The organism is Thalassomonas actiniarum (genome assembly GCF_000948975.2).
Classification (GTDB): Bacteria; Pseudomonadota; Gammaproteobacteria; order Enterobacterales; family Alteromonadaceae; genus Thalassomonas; species Thalassomonas actiniarum.
Map to the genome: position 1 here is coordinate 810,370 of NZ_CP059736.1, position 18,022 is coordinate 828,391.

At 48.4% G+C, this 18,022-nt stretch carries 6 protein-coding genes; 1 reads left to right on the plus strand and 5 read right to left on the minus strand.

What is annotated here, in order from left to right:
- Positions 1-26 precede the first annotated feature (26 nt).
- The gene (gene ospF / locus SG35_RS31735; RefSeq protein ID WP_044831148.1) at positions 27-11,063 is read left to right on the plus strand and encodes a type III secretion system effector phosphothreonine lyase; all 11,037 of its coding nucleotides are present in this window, start codon (positions 27-29) and stop codon (positions 11,061-11,063) included.
- A 953-nt stretch (positions 11,064-12,016) separates the two neighbouring features.
- Here the strand turns inward: ospF and SG35_RS31740 are convergent.
- The 5 genes from SG35_RS31740 to SG35_RS31760 form a co-directional block, all read right to left on the minus strand.
- Entirely contained in the window at positions 12,017-12,175 is a 159-nt protein-coding gene (locus SG35_RS31740; RefSeq protein ID WP_160298227.1) for a hypothetical protein, read from the minus strand.
- A gap of 381 nt (positions 12,176-12,556) precedes the next feature.
- On the minus strand, positions 12,557-14,443 hold the full coding sequence (locus SG35_RS31745) for an acyl-CoA dehydrogenase family protein (RefSeq protein WP_044831150.1): 1,887 nt from the start codon (positions 14,441-14,443) through the stop codon (positions 12,557-12,559).
- Between the two features lie 51 nt (positions 14,444-14,494).
- On the minus strand, positions 14,495-15,829 hold the full coding sequence (locus SG35_RS31750; protein ID WP_044831151.1) for a hypothetical protein: 1,335 nt from the start codon (positions 15,827-15,829) through the stop codon (positions 14,495-14,497).
- A gap of 8 nt (positions 15,830-15,837) precedes the next feature.
- A complete protein-coding gene (locus tag SG35_RS31755) occupies positions 15,838-16,770 on the minus strand; it encodes an outer membrane lipoprotein-sorting protein (protein WP_053042812.1) in 933 nt (310 codons plus the stop codon).
- Between the two features lie 23 nt (positions 16,771-16,793).
- The gene (locus SG35_RS31760; protein WP_044831152.1) at positions 16,794-18,020 is read right to left on the minus strand and encodes an ABC transporter permease; all 1,227 of its coding nucleotides are present in this window, start codon (positions 18,018-18,020) and stop codon (positions 16,794-16,796) included.
- Positions 18,021-18,022: the final 2 nt, after the last annotated feature.

Consider the following 18,022-nt stretch of genomic DNA (forward strand, 5'->3'; position numbering starts at 1 on the left):
AATCAATATTGAAGAGGTGATATCTAATGACGATACAGCAAACCCCGGATTCCGAAAATGCAGTGCAGGTGTCGGATAAAAGCCATTTGCCCGAGTTTTGGCAAACTTTTGACTGGGCGGTGGTAAAGCAGGCTGCCAGGGAGAATATTGAAAGTATTCTCGGTGAGAATTTCACTCAGTTTCTCGGTAGTGGCCAGGCCCCCGATTTTATCGACAGTGCCGATAATGGCGCATTTGACGATGCAGGCAGTAATGTCCTGGGAGAACGGAGTTTTAGAGTCAAATATTACACAGACACCGTCGAAAATGACGGTAAAAATCTCGATGCTTTTATCCGTGCCCACGGGGTGGACGATAATAAATCCCAGGCTGAAATTCAGAGTATGCTGACCAATAAGTCAACCGCCCCGGTAGCCTTTGCCGATAAGGCGGGCGTATTGCGCATCAATATCGATCACCCCGACTTTTACCGCAACGGTAAATTCGATCGGGATTTCGCCGTTTCAACGTTAGTGCATGAAGCTATGCATACCCTGTCTTTTGCCAGGGCCGGGCTGCGTAAAGAAAGTTTGCGTGGTGATAACTGGAAAAAGATTGTTGATTCCGGTTTGCCGTTAGACGAACTGGTGACAGACTATATGGGGGAAACCACCGCCAAAAAAGCTTTCGGCAATGATTTTGCGTACCGTACCAACTATTTTAGCAATCCCAATACCTCAGACAGCGGTTATACCTTACGGGGGCAGTTAACCAGGCACTTTTCTGAGGATGTCGGTACTATTCTGTCCGGTTATTTCTTATCGCCAACCAGTATTGATGCCTGGGCCGGTCAGCCATCGGTGAGAAATGCCGAGATGAGTAATGCCGAATATATTAATAATGTTGTAGTGACTGAGTCCGAACCTTACGCCAAAGGCAGTTCATCGCCAGCGGTCGGCGCCCGTTCGGGGATCCGCAATAAAGTGGGTGCTATAAACACGAAATTGCAGAGTTTGGGCCTGACAGGCAATATGACCGAAAACATGGTGGAAGGCACAGCCTTTACCGTTTATGGTCCGCAAACCCGCTCCGAATATGAAGCTATTTATAAGGTTGCTTATCCGCAGGCGTCCGAAGTACCCGCGGTATTCCGTTTGGGAGAGCAAGTTTTTGTTTTAGCCGATGGTACGGGCAACGGTAAGACCCCGGCGCAAGTTTGGTCGGCACTACAGAATAATTTTAAAGCCGAAATTTATGCGGCCAGTATTTACAAGTCTTTAAAAAGCCAGCAAAACTTGCCCGATTGGATAAGTGCGCAGCCGCAGCGATTATCGGCTATGTCAAGTTTGCTTGCCAGCCAGTTTAGTAGCACCGTTGTACCGCTTAATTTTTTAGGAGATGCCGGCAGTGAATTAAATGATTTGAAGCGTGTATTGGCTGAGCATTCACCTGAGTTGTTCGCCACAAACGGGAAATTGGTACCGGAAAAGTTTGCCCAATTAATTGCCCAGCCGCAGGCGCCGCAAGGCTGGCTTAACAGCCAGGAAAATAGCGGTGAAATACTTGAACATTTGGGAGACAATGTTAGTGAAACTCCTGATGTTGACGGAAACGACGGCCAGGAGAGCGCTATGCAGCAAAGGCAGTTGGATAAATTCTGGACGGATTTTGACTGGACGGCAGTAAAGAATGCCGATAAAGCGGTGCTTGGTTTACCGGATAGCGGCAATAAGCCGGTGATATATGACAAAGTGCTGTTAAAAGAGATCGAAAACAGCGACAGTCTCAGCGATGCCGAAAAAGTCGCTCTGTCAGGTTTTGATGATGCAGATAGCGGCTCAAGCGGTGACCGTAATTTCAGGGTGAAATATTATTCCACTCAGGGGCATGGCGAATACCCGGAAAGAAATAATTTGCTGGCCTATCAGAAGGCTTTTGCAAACGATCAGGGGATTGGCCTATCTGCTTCAGATACGGCTCCGGCACCGGCTTTTAGCGGGAAAGACGGCATTATTCGTATTTTTGTCGATGCCCCGGACTTTTATCGTAACGGACACCTGGATGAAGATTTTACCAAATCAACGCTTGCCCATGAGTCGGTACATGCCTCATCGTCCGGTCGTCGTGCCTTTGGTCCTTTCAGCTTAGAAACCCAGAAAGCCAATTGGGATGAAATGGTTACGGATTATCTCGGGGAAAAAGTTGCCAAAGGTGTTTTTGGCGAAGACTTTGCCTTTCGCACTAACTATAACAACAAAAATGCGGTTTATAACGCTGGTTTAACACTAAGAGGCCAGCTTGAGCGGCATTATAGCACCGAGCAGGTCGATAGGATTGTTGAGCAGTATCTGTTTGACCCTGCCTCGTTCGGCGAATGGTTGAATCAGCCGAGTCAGGGGAACCCCGAGCTGAACAATCAAAAATATTTAGAAAATATTATTTCCGAAGAAGTCGACGTCACGGCAAACTACTTTCTCAAGGAGGGCAATACCCTGCTTAACTCCTTGCCAGGCAAAATAGCGAAAGTCAATAATGTCCTGGATGCTATGGGCGTGCCGAAAATAAGCGAAGCCGATTTAACAAAGCAATTGGTGGTATACGGTGTTAATACCAAACAGGCCTTTGATGCGGTATACCGGGTCGCTTATCCTCAAGCAGGTGAAGAAGTAAGCGTACCCTCGCTCTATACCGTTGATAACTATGTTTATATGTATGCGCCTGAGGGAGATAAAGCCCTGCTTTGGGGAAACAATGACAATGTCGGTGCATCGGATAAACTCATCACCACTATGGTTAAAACGGCCGTACAAAAGAGCCTTGCTACGGCAACTCATGTTCCTGACTGGCTAAAAGCCGATACGGCAAGTTTATCGCAACTGGCTAATTTACTAACGGCGCAGATTGTGCCCACTTTCGGGACAAAATCCAGATTTAAAACGGTATTGAGACGTTTTACTCTTGAAAGCGCAGAGAGTGCCCAGTATGAAACCTTCAAGTTATATCTGACCGACAATAACCTGGTATCGTTTAATGAAAGCGGTCAAATCGTTCCCGAATCATTGACTGGCCTGCTCAGCCGTGCCGGGGCCCCCGCCGGCTGGCAACAAAGTGTCAGCGTCTTAAGTGCAGAAGGGGAAATTGCCTATGCCCATAAAGTCATCGACAACCGGGACGTGAACACTTGGGATGCTCCGGAGGTAACACCAAGACAAGACGGCGGCAGCACCCGCTATGATGCCCAGGTGATCGTTCAGTTGGAAAATGATCCTATTGCCAAACGTGCAGCGGCCCGTCTGGCGGGCAAACATCCCGACAGCAGCGTTATCGTGCAATTAGATGCCAATGGCAACCCGAAAGTGGTTTATGGCGATATGTCGATACTCGACTCCGACGGTGTCGATAATATCCGCTGGCAGCTGGTAGGGCATGGCCGTGCAGCCGATGACGGCAGCCGGACGCTGGCGGGACGCAGCGCCGCTGAACTGGCCGCTCAATTGGTCGATATTAAAGGCACATTAACACCGGGGCGTATCAGCCTGGTGGGCTGCTCTCTTGCTTCGCATTCACAGCAGGCAAATTTTGGCGAACAGCTGACACAGGAGTTGAAATGGGCCGATACCGAGATATCGGTGCGCACTTCAGAGCTGGCGGTAGATAGCGCCGGTCATAAACATGTCCAGGATGCAAACGGCGATTGGGTGCATAAAGACAGCAACAATAAGCTGGTGTTGCAATGGGACCCTCAAAACAATACGGTTGAGCGCAGCAGTGCCTACGATTATAACGGGCAGGAGCTTGCCTATGAAAGCCCGGGTGACGAGGCTGTTGACGGTGTGCTTGGACCTAAGTTTAAAGGCAAGGGAGCTAAGCTGAAAGTTGAGCCGGTAGCGCCGCCCCCGACGGCAGCTGAATACCTGCAACAAAATAAAGAACTTTTGCACAGTAAGATGCAAGACTTGGATAACCCGGTGTTTAACAGGGCTGCAGATGCACCTTCGTATGAAACCTTCCAGGCAAGAGAAGTTGCTGTGGAAAACGGTTTCAGGTTAACGAAAACCGACGCCGATGTCTTTTTGCATGCCAACCGTGTTGAAGGTTTATCCCAAGGGGGCAGTGCCGGTGATAAGATCCATATCAGTGTACAGGAAGGGGAAGTCTCCCGGGCATTTGAGCTGATCAAAGGGCTGCTCTTTTCTGCAGACAGCCCCATAGATAGCTGGAAAGTGACCGATATGTCTCGTACCGGGGCTGATTCCAGGGTAAAAGTGGGTACGCAATTTACCTTGTACATCAAAACGGATAACGAGCGAAAAGAATACAGCGCCGAGGGACTGAAAAAAGTACAAACTTTTGTTAGTGAACTTGAAAGTACGTTAAATGAGGGGGGGATTACGCCCGGCGTGAAACCGTCCTCCGATGTCAGTCCGTCCCAGTGGCAATATGCTTCCTATCGCAACGAATTAAGCAGCGACCGGGAAGGGGGCGAGCAGCAAACACAGGCATTGCAGGCACAGCCTTTCTACCAGTTGATCACCCAAGACCCGACGGTGCTGGTTAAAGACTTTGCCCAGGATTTTGCCCGGGCAAACATAGAAGCGGATTATTTTAACCGCTTTTACGGGGAAGGCAGCGCCGAGGTTTACCGGGAAAGCGACGGTAGTGTTAAATTGCGTATGCTTAAAATACCGGGCAAATCGCTCGACAAGTTGACACTGGCTGAATTGCCGGCCAATGCCAAAGAGCTGTATTTAAATATGATCGCCGACCTTGGCGATGCCCAGTTATACCATCAGGATCTGAAACTGAGCAAGGTGCTTTATGATAAGGCAAGCAATCGCTTCTGGCCGAAAGACTTTACCGGTGCCGAGGACTACAGTGATGCTGATAAACTCAGCAATTTTGATAGCGCTGCTGCGCAATTTGAGCAAAACCTGGTTGATATAAGCAGGGATAATACCCCGGCAGGTGAAGTGCTGGAATCTCTGGGAGAGAGCAACTTAAGCACTCAGGAAAAATTAGTGTTGCTGGATAAGGCATACGGCAAAGTGGCGATTGGCGGGATAGAAATCAGGCGGGAGCGACTACGGAGAATGGGCGCTCAAATCGACGGTAAACTTGTCGACGCCGATACCGACTTTACTTCGCCTTCGTTGCAGGATGATCTGACCTTTGACAGCGAACGTCTGCTCAAGCAATTGTTGAATTTGTCCGATGATGAAGCGGGCAAAAACAAGCAGGCGCTGTATATTAACCTGTTCGGCGATAAGGCGAATACGCCGTTATCCGATGCTGCCTTATTGCAATTCATTGACAATAATCCGGGCAACCAAAGCCTGGCAACAATAGCTTTGTACCTGAAGCGTCAAACCCGGGCAGGAGTCTATTCAAGTACCGAAAATGCTGAAGGCCAGCCAAGTAAAGCGAAACGTTTTATTGCCTATGCCAATACCTTGATCACCGACCTTGATGCGCCGCCGGCAAACTTAGGCAGTGACCTGCGTAAATGGGTTAAAGTGCAGGATTTTGCTGAGCAAACAAACAATTATGGCGCCTGGCAGGATGATCCTGCCGTTGTTAGAGAAATAGGCGGACTTTTCACGCGCAGCAATGGCGAACTATCGCTGGATCAAACTAAAGTGGATAACTTGTCTTCGGCACAGCTTAAAACGCTTAAGGTCAAGCTCGATACCTTAACCATCAATGAATTACGCACTTTAGATGAGCAAAAGGGAACCCTGGAGTCCGGCATCAGCCGTGAACAGCTCTATAAAGCCGGCGCCATTATCGACGGTAAGGCGGTACATAGCCAAAGCAACTTTACTTCGCAGCAGCTGGTTTTTGACGGCGATAAGTTTGCACATGCTTTTGCCACTGCAGATACCGTCGGCAAAGCCAGATATCTAGATGTGCTTAACCGCTCCGCCAACCAGCAAGGCGTTTCAGCCGAAAGTCTGATCGCCGGTGAGGGGACATTAGTGGATAGCGTCAAGCTTTCGATGGCAGAGCTGGCAGACAGCGACAGCTGGAATGACGGCAAGCTGAAAATAGGCGCCTTTGATGATATCTCTGTCGGTATCGATACCGCCGTTGCCGCTAAATCATCAAGCATTAATGCTGCCGGGGCCGCGGCCGGCAACACCTTAAGCGTGATCGACAAATATGGCAAAGCCAGTGGTTTCTGGTCACTGTTCAAGTCGATCGGTAAGGATGATCAGAAAGGCATTGAAAGCAGTGCCGGCGGCCTGGCCAATACCTTTGGCAGTGAGGCCATCGAAAAGTTAAGCCAAAAAGTCGGTGCGCGTATTGCCCGTTCGGCCACCGCATCATTAAAGAGTATCGGCGGCAGAATCGCCAGTGGTGTCGGTAAGGTGCTGGGTAAGGGGGCCGGTGTTATCGGCGCGCTGGCCAGCGTGCCTTTTGATGTTTATTACGGCATTGTTGAACCGTTGAAAGGGTTCGAAGATAAAAAAGGCCTGGAGCGTCAGGATGCCATTTATTCCATTACCACTTCGGCTATTTCAATAACGGCAGCTACGGTTTTTGCCGGGCTGACCTTAGTCGCCGGACCGGTTGGCGCCATCGCCGGTGCCGTATTTGCCGTTGTTATGGTGGGTGTTGATGCCATTTATTCCGCGGTGCGTAAAGTACAGGCAATAGAAGAAATAATTCCCCTGACTGCCGGACAAAGGGCAGAAATAGGCACCCGGGCATTTTTTGGCGACACTACGCCTCAGAATATCCAGGAAGATGTGCTTCAGGCGCAATATTCTTCTAAGTATCAAGAGCTGTTAAAAAGCAGCGCCGACAACCTGCTGGCCGGTGTCAGTGACAATTTTAGCGCCGTTATCTATGAAGAGACCGAGGTTAAAGTACAAAAGTTTGCCGAAGGTTACTTAGATACAGGCGGCACATACCAAGATGCCTGGGAAGGAGGTGAAATCAACCATGAGCATATACATATCAACACTGCACAATATGAAGGAGGTGGCTGGACATTAAACCGCAATCGCCAATATGCCGAAATATATGCAGACTATCATAACGCCAATTTTGATTACTCCGCAGGTCTGGACTCAAGCGGGCATTTAAAACAAGTGGGCAATGTACAGTCAGATAAGGGTGTGCTTTTTAATCTGGCTAACGGCAATGATACCGGCATCGGGCTTAAGGCCAATGCCAATATGTTTATGCTGGAAACGGGTAATAAGAATATTACCGGCGGTGATAAACAAGATATCTTTGTGCTTAATGCCAGTGTCCCGTTAACCGGGGCCGACGGACGGTTATTTGATGAAGCCAGGGCAACACATGCGGCGTTATTTAGCTCGTACCGTTATGACTTGGACGGCGGCGACGGTATCGACAGCCTGCAACTTAACACCGTTTTTGCAGGTACCGATTATCTGGGCTACAAGGTCGACTTAGCCGCAGAAACTATCGCCTTGAAACATAAAAACGGTACGCAAACCAATATTGGCACAGTTGCCAACATGGAAAACCTGCTCCTGGGTATTGCTGCGACGGACTTTAAAACTCAGCATCACTTTGTCGGCGATGAAAACAATAATCTCTTAACGGGTAAAGGCAAAGACACCCTTGAAGGCGGCGCCGGTGCCGATTCCTACCGTATTGGCGAACTGGAAAACGGCGACAAGGTAACGATTATCGAAACCGCCGCTCAGGATGAGATCGAAGGCAATTCCGTAGAAGTTAACGATGTTTTGCTCGGCACTCAGTTTACCGATCTGGACAACTGGCAAATTGTCGGCAATGACTTGATTATCAGCCTTAAAAAGGGCGGACAAGTCCAGGTTAAGGACATGTATGAACTCAATGCGCAGGGAGAACGTGTCAGGCTCAATAAGCTGCTGCGTTTTTCTACCACAGACGGCTTTATGTTATCGGCGCAATTGCCGCAAACGATCAGCGGCAATGGCAATGTCGATGACTTCAAGCTTTCCACTATCTATAACGCAGCTATGGATCAGCAAAGGCTCCAAGGTTCAAATCAGGGCGTAGAAATTGATCTGGCAGCAGGCAGCATTAGCCGCAAAGGTGACGGAGCGGGACTGACACAGTTGGAAAATAACCGGCAGATCAGCTACCAGGGCAGCCAGACCAAGACCAAATACTGGTTTGACGCTGCAGCTAAAGATATCAGTATCCGCATGGATGTTGATTTCCGTTTTCATGATTTCGATTCTATTTATGGTCCGAGAGGTCAACGGGTGGTGACCTTTAATGACTTCAAACTGGTTTTTGTTATCGACAAAGGCAACGGCCAGAAAGAAGAAGTCAAACTCGATATCGGCTCATTTATCGACGATAAATCTGAACAATGGGATTATGACTTCCATGAAAGAAAGCATTCTCTAACCTTAAATGTCGAAGGGCAAGAGCAAAAAGCGGTATATGACGCTCTACGTTTTTATACCAACGACGGTTATGAAGTTAATTTCGGCATTGAATTGGGCAATATCATGCGCCGGTTCGAAATCTTCTCGGATGGGGGTTATATGGATGCAAGCTCTCCGATGTCGACGACGATTTATTCTGACTTGTCTCAGGCCGGTGGTTTGGTTACCACTGAGCATACTGGTTTTTCAGTGCCAAAACCTATCGTGCTCTCGGAGCGATATGAGCTTGCTGCCCAGGGCACTGAACTAAATGATAATATCGTTGGCGACAGTAAAGATAATATTCTGGTTGCCCAGGGTAACGATACCTTAACAGGACGTGCCGGAGCCGATATCTATGTTGCGGCCAGCGCCGGCATCACCGTTATCGATAATCAGGATACCAGTACGGCGCCTGAAAACGATGCCATAGTGGTCGATGCCGGTATGGAAGAAATTGATATGTGGCGCGATGACAATGATCTGGTATTGCGTTACCGTAACAGCCAGGGTGAAAAAGTTGTGGTAGAAGTACGCAATTATTATCAACATGACAGTCAGGGAAATTATCCTAATGCTCACCTTTATCTGGTGGACAATGAAGGGGGCTCTATGCATTTCTCTTACGATAAAGAAAAAGATATCCTGGTTAAAGCCCTGGTCGGCGGCGATGTGACAGAAAAATCTGCACCGACATTCCAGGGGGATATCCTTATTGCCGGCGATGAAACCAATACCTTAATAGGAGGCAATGGCCACGACTGGCTGCAGCTGGATGCCGACTCAGGTAAGAAAATAGACTCACCTTTGATGCTAAGAGGCAACGCCGGTGATGATATGTACGACCTGAGCCAACTTGGTGAACAGGAAGTCATCATAGACAACCGTGATGACGACAGGGACATTGATACCGTAGCAATCACATTAGATCCCGCAACCGGCGAGCAGGGACTCAGCTTTAACCGCGACAACCAGGATCTGGTGGTTAACTTTCAATCGGGCACAGGTAAAGCAGGTAAATTTACACTGGCCGATTATTTTCTTTCTGAGAATTATCAGCACATAAAACTGTTGGTGCTTAATAATCTGCCAACGGATGATGCCGCTGGTTTCTCAGGCCTGTCTGCCGAAGCATTCCGGGCAAAAGCCTACGCTGCTCCGCTTGCTTTAGAGAGCCAAAACAGCATTGGCGCAGATGCGCTGGTTGATAGTATTGCCAATTTTCACAACCCTTTTGAAGACGTGCAATCAACCGATGTTACGGTAAAAATCGGCGGCGCTGAAAATGGCGAATTGGCGACGACCATGCATATTAGCCTGATGGCAGGGGATCGTATACTGAACAAAATTAGTTTACCTCAAGCGCTTAGCCAGGGTTATCCCAGTGCAGACAGCATTGCGCTGGCCATTAATACTGCAATGCCGGGCGGCATGACTTTTGCCGATACTTCATTGCGAAATGAAAGCTTGAGTGCTTTTGTCAAAGGGCTCTTAAATGATCCCGCCAAACGCATTATTCCTAACAGATGGTTTATTGACGGCACTACAGCAGCAATTGCTCCTGTTGATAGCAGTGCAGTGGCCTGGGGGAGTGAATTTGTTCAGAGCAACTCTGAAAGTATTGCTGCACAGGAAGGCACTGTCGTTAAAGTACTTGGCAATGAGTTTTCTGCTGCCAAACAATACCGGCTTGAAGTCTCTACCGAAGGAGATATCACCGGGCTTAGTTTATCCTTGTTTGCCGGTGATACTTTGCTGAAAACCGCCGCTCAGGCCAATACGCTTGCTATTAATCCTAATGAGCTCAGTTATGAGCAGCTAAGTGCCGCCCTGAATCAGGGGATGCGCTTGGAAATCAGCAACAGTGGTGACACTGAAGTATCGCTAGCCAATATCACTTTGGACGCCAAAGCGGTTAACGCTCATATCTCTTATACCACCAGCCGCCGGGAGATTATTTCCGGGCAAGTACTAGATGCACAGGCCTGGGAAAATATGAGTAAAAAGGAGCAGGATGACTATATAGCTGTTGGCCAAGCGGCAAATGAAAAACCAGGCAATGGTACGGTTTTCGACTTAGGTTGGGGAGCGATTGAATCAAACATTGATGGTGTTAACACCTATAACGATAATTTTGAAGGGTTTGGCAATGTTCAGGGGACTATATTAGACGATTACATCGAAGGAGCTAGATACGAAACTTCTAAAAACACCCTGGATGGCCGCGCCGGTGATGATATCATAAGAGGTTTTGCCGGTACCAATGTATTGATCGGTGGCACAGGCAATGATGTTATGGATGGCGGTGCCGGAAATACGACATATCATTACACCAAAGGTGATGGTGTTGATGTGATCAGGGATAGCGGTGGTGAAAACACCCTGATTTTAGATGGCTTAGATACCGATGATATCTGGTTGACGAAACAGCAAGATGATAGCTTACTCATCGAGTTTGGCGACTCCCAAAACGGCACTGACTGGCAAAACGGTGCCAATGGCAGTATTACTGTTCACGGTAATATTGACGAAGTCAGCTTAGGAGATCACAGCTTAAGTTCAGCAAATATCAACTTACTTGTACAAGCCATGGCAGGTAGTGATATTGGCGACCTGGATGGTGTTTCCGGTAATGGTCAGACAGTGAAGCAACAATTAGATACACTGTGGATGCCTAAGGCCAGCTAATGATGTTAACTTATAATAAGTATAAATAACAAAGTATTATTTGTATTTTTGGCATATGAGGATACGAATAAACTTTAGAATTACTTATTGCTCTAATAAAAACCGTAAAGGAAGATTTCTTTACGGTTTTTTATTTGTATGACGCAATGGTGCATAAATAATTGGATATCAAAAGGTTAATTTCTGTTTGTCTATTGCTTTAGGCATATTAAATACCTCTCATCCAATGTTTTCGATAATTTGGATTATCGGAAATAGTGAGAAGCTGTAGTTTTAAAGTATTACGGAATTCAATCCACAATCAATTTAATTTGGAAGTTTTACGCTATAGAACAGTGGGTCAGCCTTTTCATTTTGTACAAAAGGGATTTACCATGCAAAAAGCAAGACTTGACCTTTCACGGACACATAGTTACCCCGCTTTTTAACTTTCATGGCTGAAGCTGTATCGAGTAGGCCCGACCCTGTTGTTAAAAATAAACTTGGTATCTGGATTAAGCCCCTGGTATTGGGTGCCATCAATGACAGTTCCCCCAATGCCGTTTAAGCTGGTAGGAGATCCATTCCTGGATAATGGCCCGGCTCTTAGGGTTAGTTAACCAGATTGTCCGGGCTTCAGATTCTTACAGATTTTAGAGGGTAGATGTATTTCTTCTTTGATCTGGCCACTGGGATGCAGGATATTGTTTACTTCAATCAAGGCTATCTCTATTACGAGCATAGTTGCATGACTGAGCACCAGGGCGCAACGCTTAGTCTGCTATCTTTCATCAACAAGTAAGTTTTCAATACGCGGTTAATTTCGACGGGGTTTAGTACATCGGTTTTACTCATTGTTGGTATATTCCTATGTAAGCGAAAAATACAGACAATGTGCTCTCTAGTACTGTCTATTCAGTGTAGCCCTTATTTTTCCTGACTTTCACGGAAAGCGGTATCGAGACAAACCTCGCTTATTTGTCCTTAATCGCCTTATGCTCCAGTACCAACTTGACCACTTTATACAGGGCAAATAACATCCCGGCGCACAGGGCCAGCAGGGTGATTAACACGAGCGGATCGCCGTCAAAGGCTGAGATATAAGCAAGGATATTTTCAATGATGGTTTGCATGGCGGTTCTCCCCTTAGTTACAACAAAGGGGAGACACATTTACAATGTACAAATAAAGAAACTGAAAAACAAAAAACAGATAAAAAAAATAATAAAAATACCCCAAAAATGTATTAAAACCTTTAAGGGTCTAGTTAAGGCCATGGAAACAGGGACTTTCACGGAAAGCCTAAAATGAAACATATTGCGGGAAAGTGTTTCAGAAAGAGAAAGGCAACCGATCCGGCTAAAAAGGGGTGAAAAGTTGCCTAACACATTAAATTTTCGGAGTATCCCAACTATGGCTGATGAAGGCCAGCGATAAAAACTCGAGGCGTTAAGTTAAGAGTAAGGATGCAAAAAGGAGCTATTACTACCCCCTTTATTCAATTGATTGATCTGTTAGCCATACAAATCAGTGCGCTGTAAAAAAATATCTTCTCTAGCATCAAGTGCTGAAGTATCTTCTTTGGCGATAATTTCAGCCTTAGATTTAACGCCCGGTAATATATTATTGATATAAAACTGAGCACTTGCGATCTTACCTTGGTAGAAGGCTTCGTCTTGCGGATCTTTCAGGTTTTCTAGCTTCTGCGCCGCAATTACCGCACCATCGAGCTGCAACCATGACAAAGTAACTTCCGCCATCATTTCCAGGAATCGGGTGGATACCGAAAAAATCAGCTCAACTTTACGCTCTTTTACCCAGCGCCCCATCAGGGCATGGGTTTCGATAAAGATCGCCAGTGAAGCTTCCAAGGCATCGGTTTCCGCCAGCAGCACACCAACACCGCGGTTGCGGGCTATGCTAACTTTTATCTGTTCTTGGTAGATATTCAGCAGTTTTGAAGTCAGTCCCATACCCAGCTTATCTTTCATCAGGTCTGCCGACTGGATAAACGAAGTACCTTCCCAAATAGACAATATTTTCACGTCCCGCGCCACCTGCTCTACCGGGTGATCTTTCACGTAACCGTGGCCGCCGTAGACTTGTATCGCCAGTTCAGCCACCCGCCATGCCTGATCTGAGGTGTAGGCTTTTACTATCGGGGTCAGCAGGCTTACCAGGGATTCGTGGTGTTTGCTTTGTACCTTATACTCTTCGGTTTTTTCCGGGTGCATCTCCTGCAAAGTTTGCAAATTGGTTACCCAGCTTTGATGGAAGGTCAGTTTGTGGATCAGTGCCCGGCAGCCTTCTACTTTAGACTTCATTTCCAGCAGCATACGACGCACGTCTACGTGGGCCATAATTGAGACTTTTTCTGCCTTCGGGTTGAAGGCTTCTTTAAAGCTGGTGCCCTGTATACGCTCGGCGGCATATTCTGCGGCGTTCATGTAGGCGCGTCCGGCTAAACCTAAGGCGTAGATGCCGGTGGAGATACGCGCCATGTGCATCATGGTGGATAGCTGGCGCAGGCCGATGTTTTCCCGCTCGCCGAGTAAATAGGCCTTACAGGGACCGTTGTCGCCAAAGCTTAATTGGGCGGTCGCACAGCCGTGGATGCCCATTTTATCTTCCAGACGTATGCAGCGTACATGGTTGTCGGTCAGGCTGCCGTCATCTTGTTGTTCAAAGCGGGGCACGACAAAACAGGATAAACCTGTGGTGCCGCTTCGTGCGCCTTCTACCCGGGCCAGCAGCATGTAGACGATGTTGTCGGTTAGGTCGTGCATACCGCCGGAGATGAATATTTTGCCGCCTTCTATATGGTAACTGCCGTCTTCTTGCGGAATGGCCTTGGTGGTTATCGCACCTACGTCACTGCCTGCCTGCGGTTCAGTCATGCATAAACAGGCGCCCCATTCGTTGGTGGCAAGTTTTGGGCTGAAACGCTGTTTTACCTCTTCCGTGGCAAACCTTTCGATCAGGTGCATGGCCGGGCTGCAAAAGCCCGGGTACACCATAAACGAGGCATCGGCACCCTGGAATATTTCGTAAACCATTTGCGCCACCATATAGGGGGAGCCCAGGCCGTCGTATTTCGGCGGCGAGCTTAACCGGCCCCATTGGGCATCAACGTATTTTTGCCAGATCTCCGGGTATTTCGACGGCAATTGTACCGTACCGTCTTCAAGTAATTTACAGCCTTCGCGATCGGCTCTTTGGTAGTTGGCGCCCAGCTCGTTATAGGCAAAGTCGCGGGCATGAAATAACAGCTGCTGGATAAAGTCTTTGCTGTATTCGGCATTTATCGACGGGTCAAGCAGGGTGTTTTCAATGTCGAATTGCTCCCACAACAGGAAGTTCAGGTCTCGCAGATCAACACGGTAGTTATTGTTAAAATCCATCTTTTATCTCTTTCTTTAATTTTTATTATTTTGGCTTACCGCCGGAGCTGCTTAAAACAACCAGCTGGCGGTCAAACGGATATTGTTTTTGCTGGGATTGAGGCCGTATTCACATAGCTCGCAGCCGTTAAATACTTGCCATTGCAGCCGCGCCGACAGGTTATCGGTGAATGATTTAAGCAGTTCAAAGCGGTGCAGCTGGCTGTCATCGTCCAGGCTTATTTGTGAGCTCAGGCGTAATTGCCACAGGTTGTCGCTTTCTGCCGACATAAACATCACAGAGAGATAACGCTCACGCAGCCAGCCCTGGCCCATAAAAGCCAAACCGGCAAAGGCATTGTTGTAGTCGGTTGCCGGATCGCTCGACTGGTTTTGCCTGATGCGCTCGGCAGCGGCTTTGGCGTCAGTGGTCAGGTTTTTCCATTCTTTTTTTCCGGCGCCGTGTCCGTTGTAAAAGTACTCACCGGTCAGCGACCATCCCGAGTCTGCGGTATAGGTAGAGCCGACCACAAAACGCTGGTAGTTGGACTTATCTTTTGTTTGCCAGCTATTTACCTGCAAGGGTTCTATTTGCCGGTAACTATGGCGGGTCCACTCGGCCCTGAAGGTAACAGCGTCGCTCAGCAGGCTGGAGTAGGTAGCGCCGAACGACAGATCTTGGCCGTCTATCTTGTGTAATAGCAGGGAGAAGGCGTCGTCTTGCTGATAACCCAGGCGCAATACCGCCTCGGTGTCGGCATCAAGGTAGCGGCTATCGCTTGCCACCAGGTAACCGGCATATGACCAGGGACCGGAAAAATACTGACCGGACACCATGTCCCAGCCTTTGCTTTGCAGCGCATTGTCCTGATCGATATAGGGCAGGGTGCGTTGGGGTTGCAACATGTTGGCTATGTCATAGCTGTAGCCGCTGCTCCACTGGGGTTTGCTGCGGCCCAGTTCTATCACCAGATCGCGGTTGTTGCTTTGCCACTGTACCAGGCCTTCAAGCAGGTGGCTGTCGCTGCTGTCCTGATTGTTGCCGGAGATGTTTTCCTGAAGATAGCGCTGATAGACTCTGGCGCGGGTTTTCCACTGGTTGTGCCACTGACTTTCCAGTGTAGCATCCAGCGATACCAGGGTAAGGGCATCGGCAAATTTCACTTCACCCGGGTTAAAGGGGTGACTGATGCGCAGCTGGTTATCCTGGTAATAACTTTTCAGGGCTATTCGGCTTTGGTGGTTGCTGCTTTCTGCCGCCGGCTCAGTGACAAAGGGATCGGTTTCAAACGGATCTGAGGCGAAAGGATCGTCAGCAAAGGGATCTTGCCCCGGGCCATTATCCGAAAAGCCAGAGGATAACGGGCTAAAGAGCAGCGGCAGCAGCGGCCAGAGTTTTAACGTCATCTTTAATGCTACCTCGTCAGGGCGTCTTTGTGGAAAATGGCGCTGTCGAGATCTTGTTTCTGATAGTTGTCAAACATCATCCAGGTGTAACTGCCTGCCACTATCGGATCTACCAGCTTCATGCGGTGCAGTTTCAAATCACCGTCAAATTCTTTAAATTTGGTGTAATAGGCCTGCTTGGCCAACTTACCGGAGCGGGCATAAAAATCGCTACGCAGCGGCAAGTTGTTTTCGCTGTCGAGGTAGAACATCACTTGCTTGTAAGTGGTTTTGTCGTGTTTGGCGTTAAGCTCAAGTTTGATCACCTGCTTGTCGTTTAGCATTTCAGTGCCTTGATAGCTGGCGGTGTAATCTTCTGAGAAGTTAGTGCCGGTAACATCACCGTTGCTCGCTTCCCCTAGTAAACGCTGGGCCGGGGAAATGCGCAAGACATTGCGGGTGCCGGGGAAACGGATCCACATGTTTTGCGCCTGCTTTAAAATTTTGCGGCCTTTAGAGCGGGCCGGGGCGGTGAACTCCACCAGGGAAGCATCGCTCAGTACTTTAACCGCCAGTTTGTTACGGTGCTTTTGTTCATTATCCTTAAAGCTGATGTTTGATAAGTCGAAGGTAAAGCTTTGATCCTGGTAACCTCGCAGGCTGTCGATAAATTCCAGCAACTGCTGAGCATCAGGCTCGGCACTTAACTGTGGATTTAGCTGGCTATCAGTTTTAGCAACCTCAGTTTGCTCAGGCACAGGCCCGACTGCTTCATTGATTGAACCATTGTTTATAGCCGGTTCAGTTATTTTTTCTTCACTTATAACCGGATTGTTTACCAGCTGTTGTGCTACAGCATCGGTAATTTGTCCATTGACTGTAGTCGAGGTTGCCTCGGCGCACAGGGCGGGGTTGATAAAAACCAGCCCAATCGGCAACAAGATTGTGGTTAATTTATTCATTTGAACTCCTTCATTTCAGGCCATCAGGCAAATCTCAGGGCCTGGATGATCACCATGCGCGAAGCTTTTACCGCCGGATAAATACTGGATATCACGGCAATCAGCAAGCCGAACAGGCCGTTTTTCCACAGCAGGTCTGCGTCGGTGAAAATGCGGATAGGGTAGGTTTGCGAGCTGCCCGGCGGGGTCGGCATCATAACGCCTGCGCCGGTAATACCCTGCGCCAGCAAGACGGCAAAAACCACCCCGAGCACGCTGCCTATTAACCCCAAAATAAAAGCTTCGCTGATAAAGAGCTTCATCACTTCACCGCGGGTGCCGCCGATGGCGCGTATGGTGCCGATTTCCGGGGTACGTTCCATCACCGCCATCACCATGGTATTGACTATGCCAAGCAGGACTATGGCCAACACTATCAGCTGCACGATCGAGAATATACCGTCAAACAGGTTCACCACTTCATGATAATAATCGGCTAAATCACTCCAGCTGCGCAGCTCCAGTGCCAGCCCCTGCTCTTTAAAGGCCCGATTTAATTCTGCCATTACCGCATCGGTATCCTGAGTATCTTTAAGCAGCAGCACCAAACGGGTAACCCCCTGGGTATACATCAGCTCCTGGGCGTGTTTAAGATTAATGCGCATAAAGCGGTTATCCACTTCACGGGTGCCGGTAGATATAGCGCCGGTGGCGGTGATATCGCGGGCATCAAAACTGCCGTCAGCTGTGGTTGCCATCAGGGTCAACGATGCGCCAATTTCCAGGTTCAGGGATTTAAACAAACCATCGCCGATCAAGGCGCCGTCAGTGTCTTCCTCAAACAGGTCTTCACCCGCGGTTAATTTTACCGCCGAGCTTAGCAGCGCCTCTTTTTCCGGGTCTATACCTTCAACCACAACCGCCAGCGACTTGCTGCCGTCGGTTAACAAGCCGGTAAGGTTTAATCTTGGCGTCACCAGCTCTACCTGTTCCAGGGCTTCAATTTGCGTGGTTACCTGCTTGAGTACCTTGGCATCTATCAGGTATTTCTCCGGCTCCTGGCTGCCGAATTGGTTAAAACCTTGTTGGTAAATCTGGATATGGCCAAGCTGTGAGCGGATAACTCCTTCGCGCATACCTTCATACATGGAAGCAAAAAAGCCGCCCATTAAAATCAGGCTGATCACGCCAAACTGGATCGCCAGCAAGGTGATAAAGCTGCGCCTGCCGTTGCGCAGTACGTTTAATAACGCCAGTTTTAATCGCAACATGC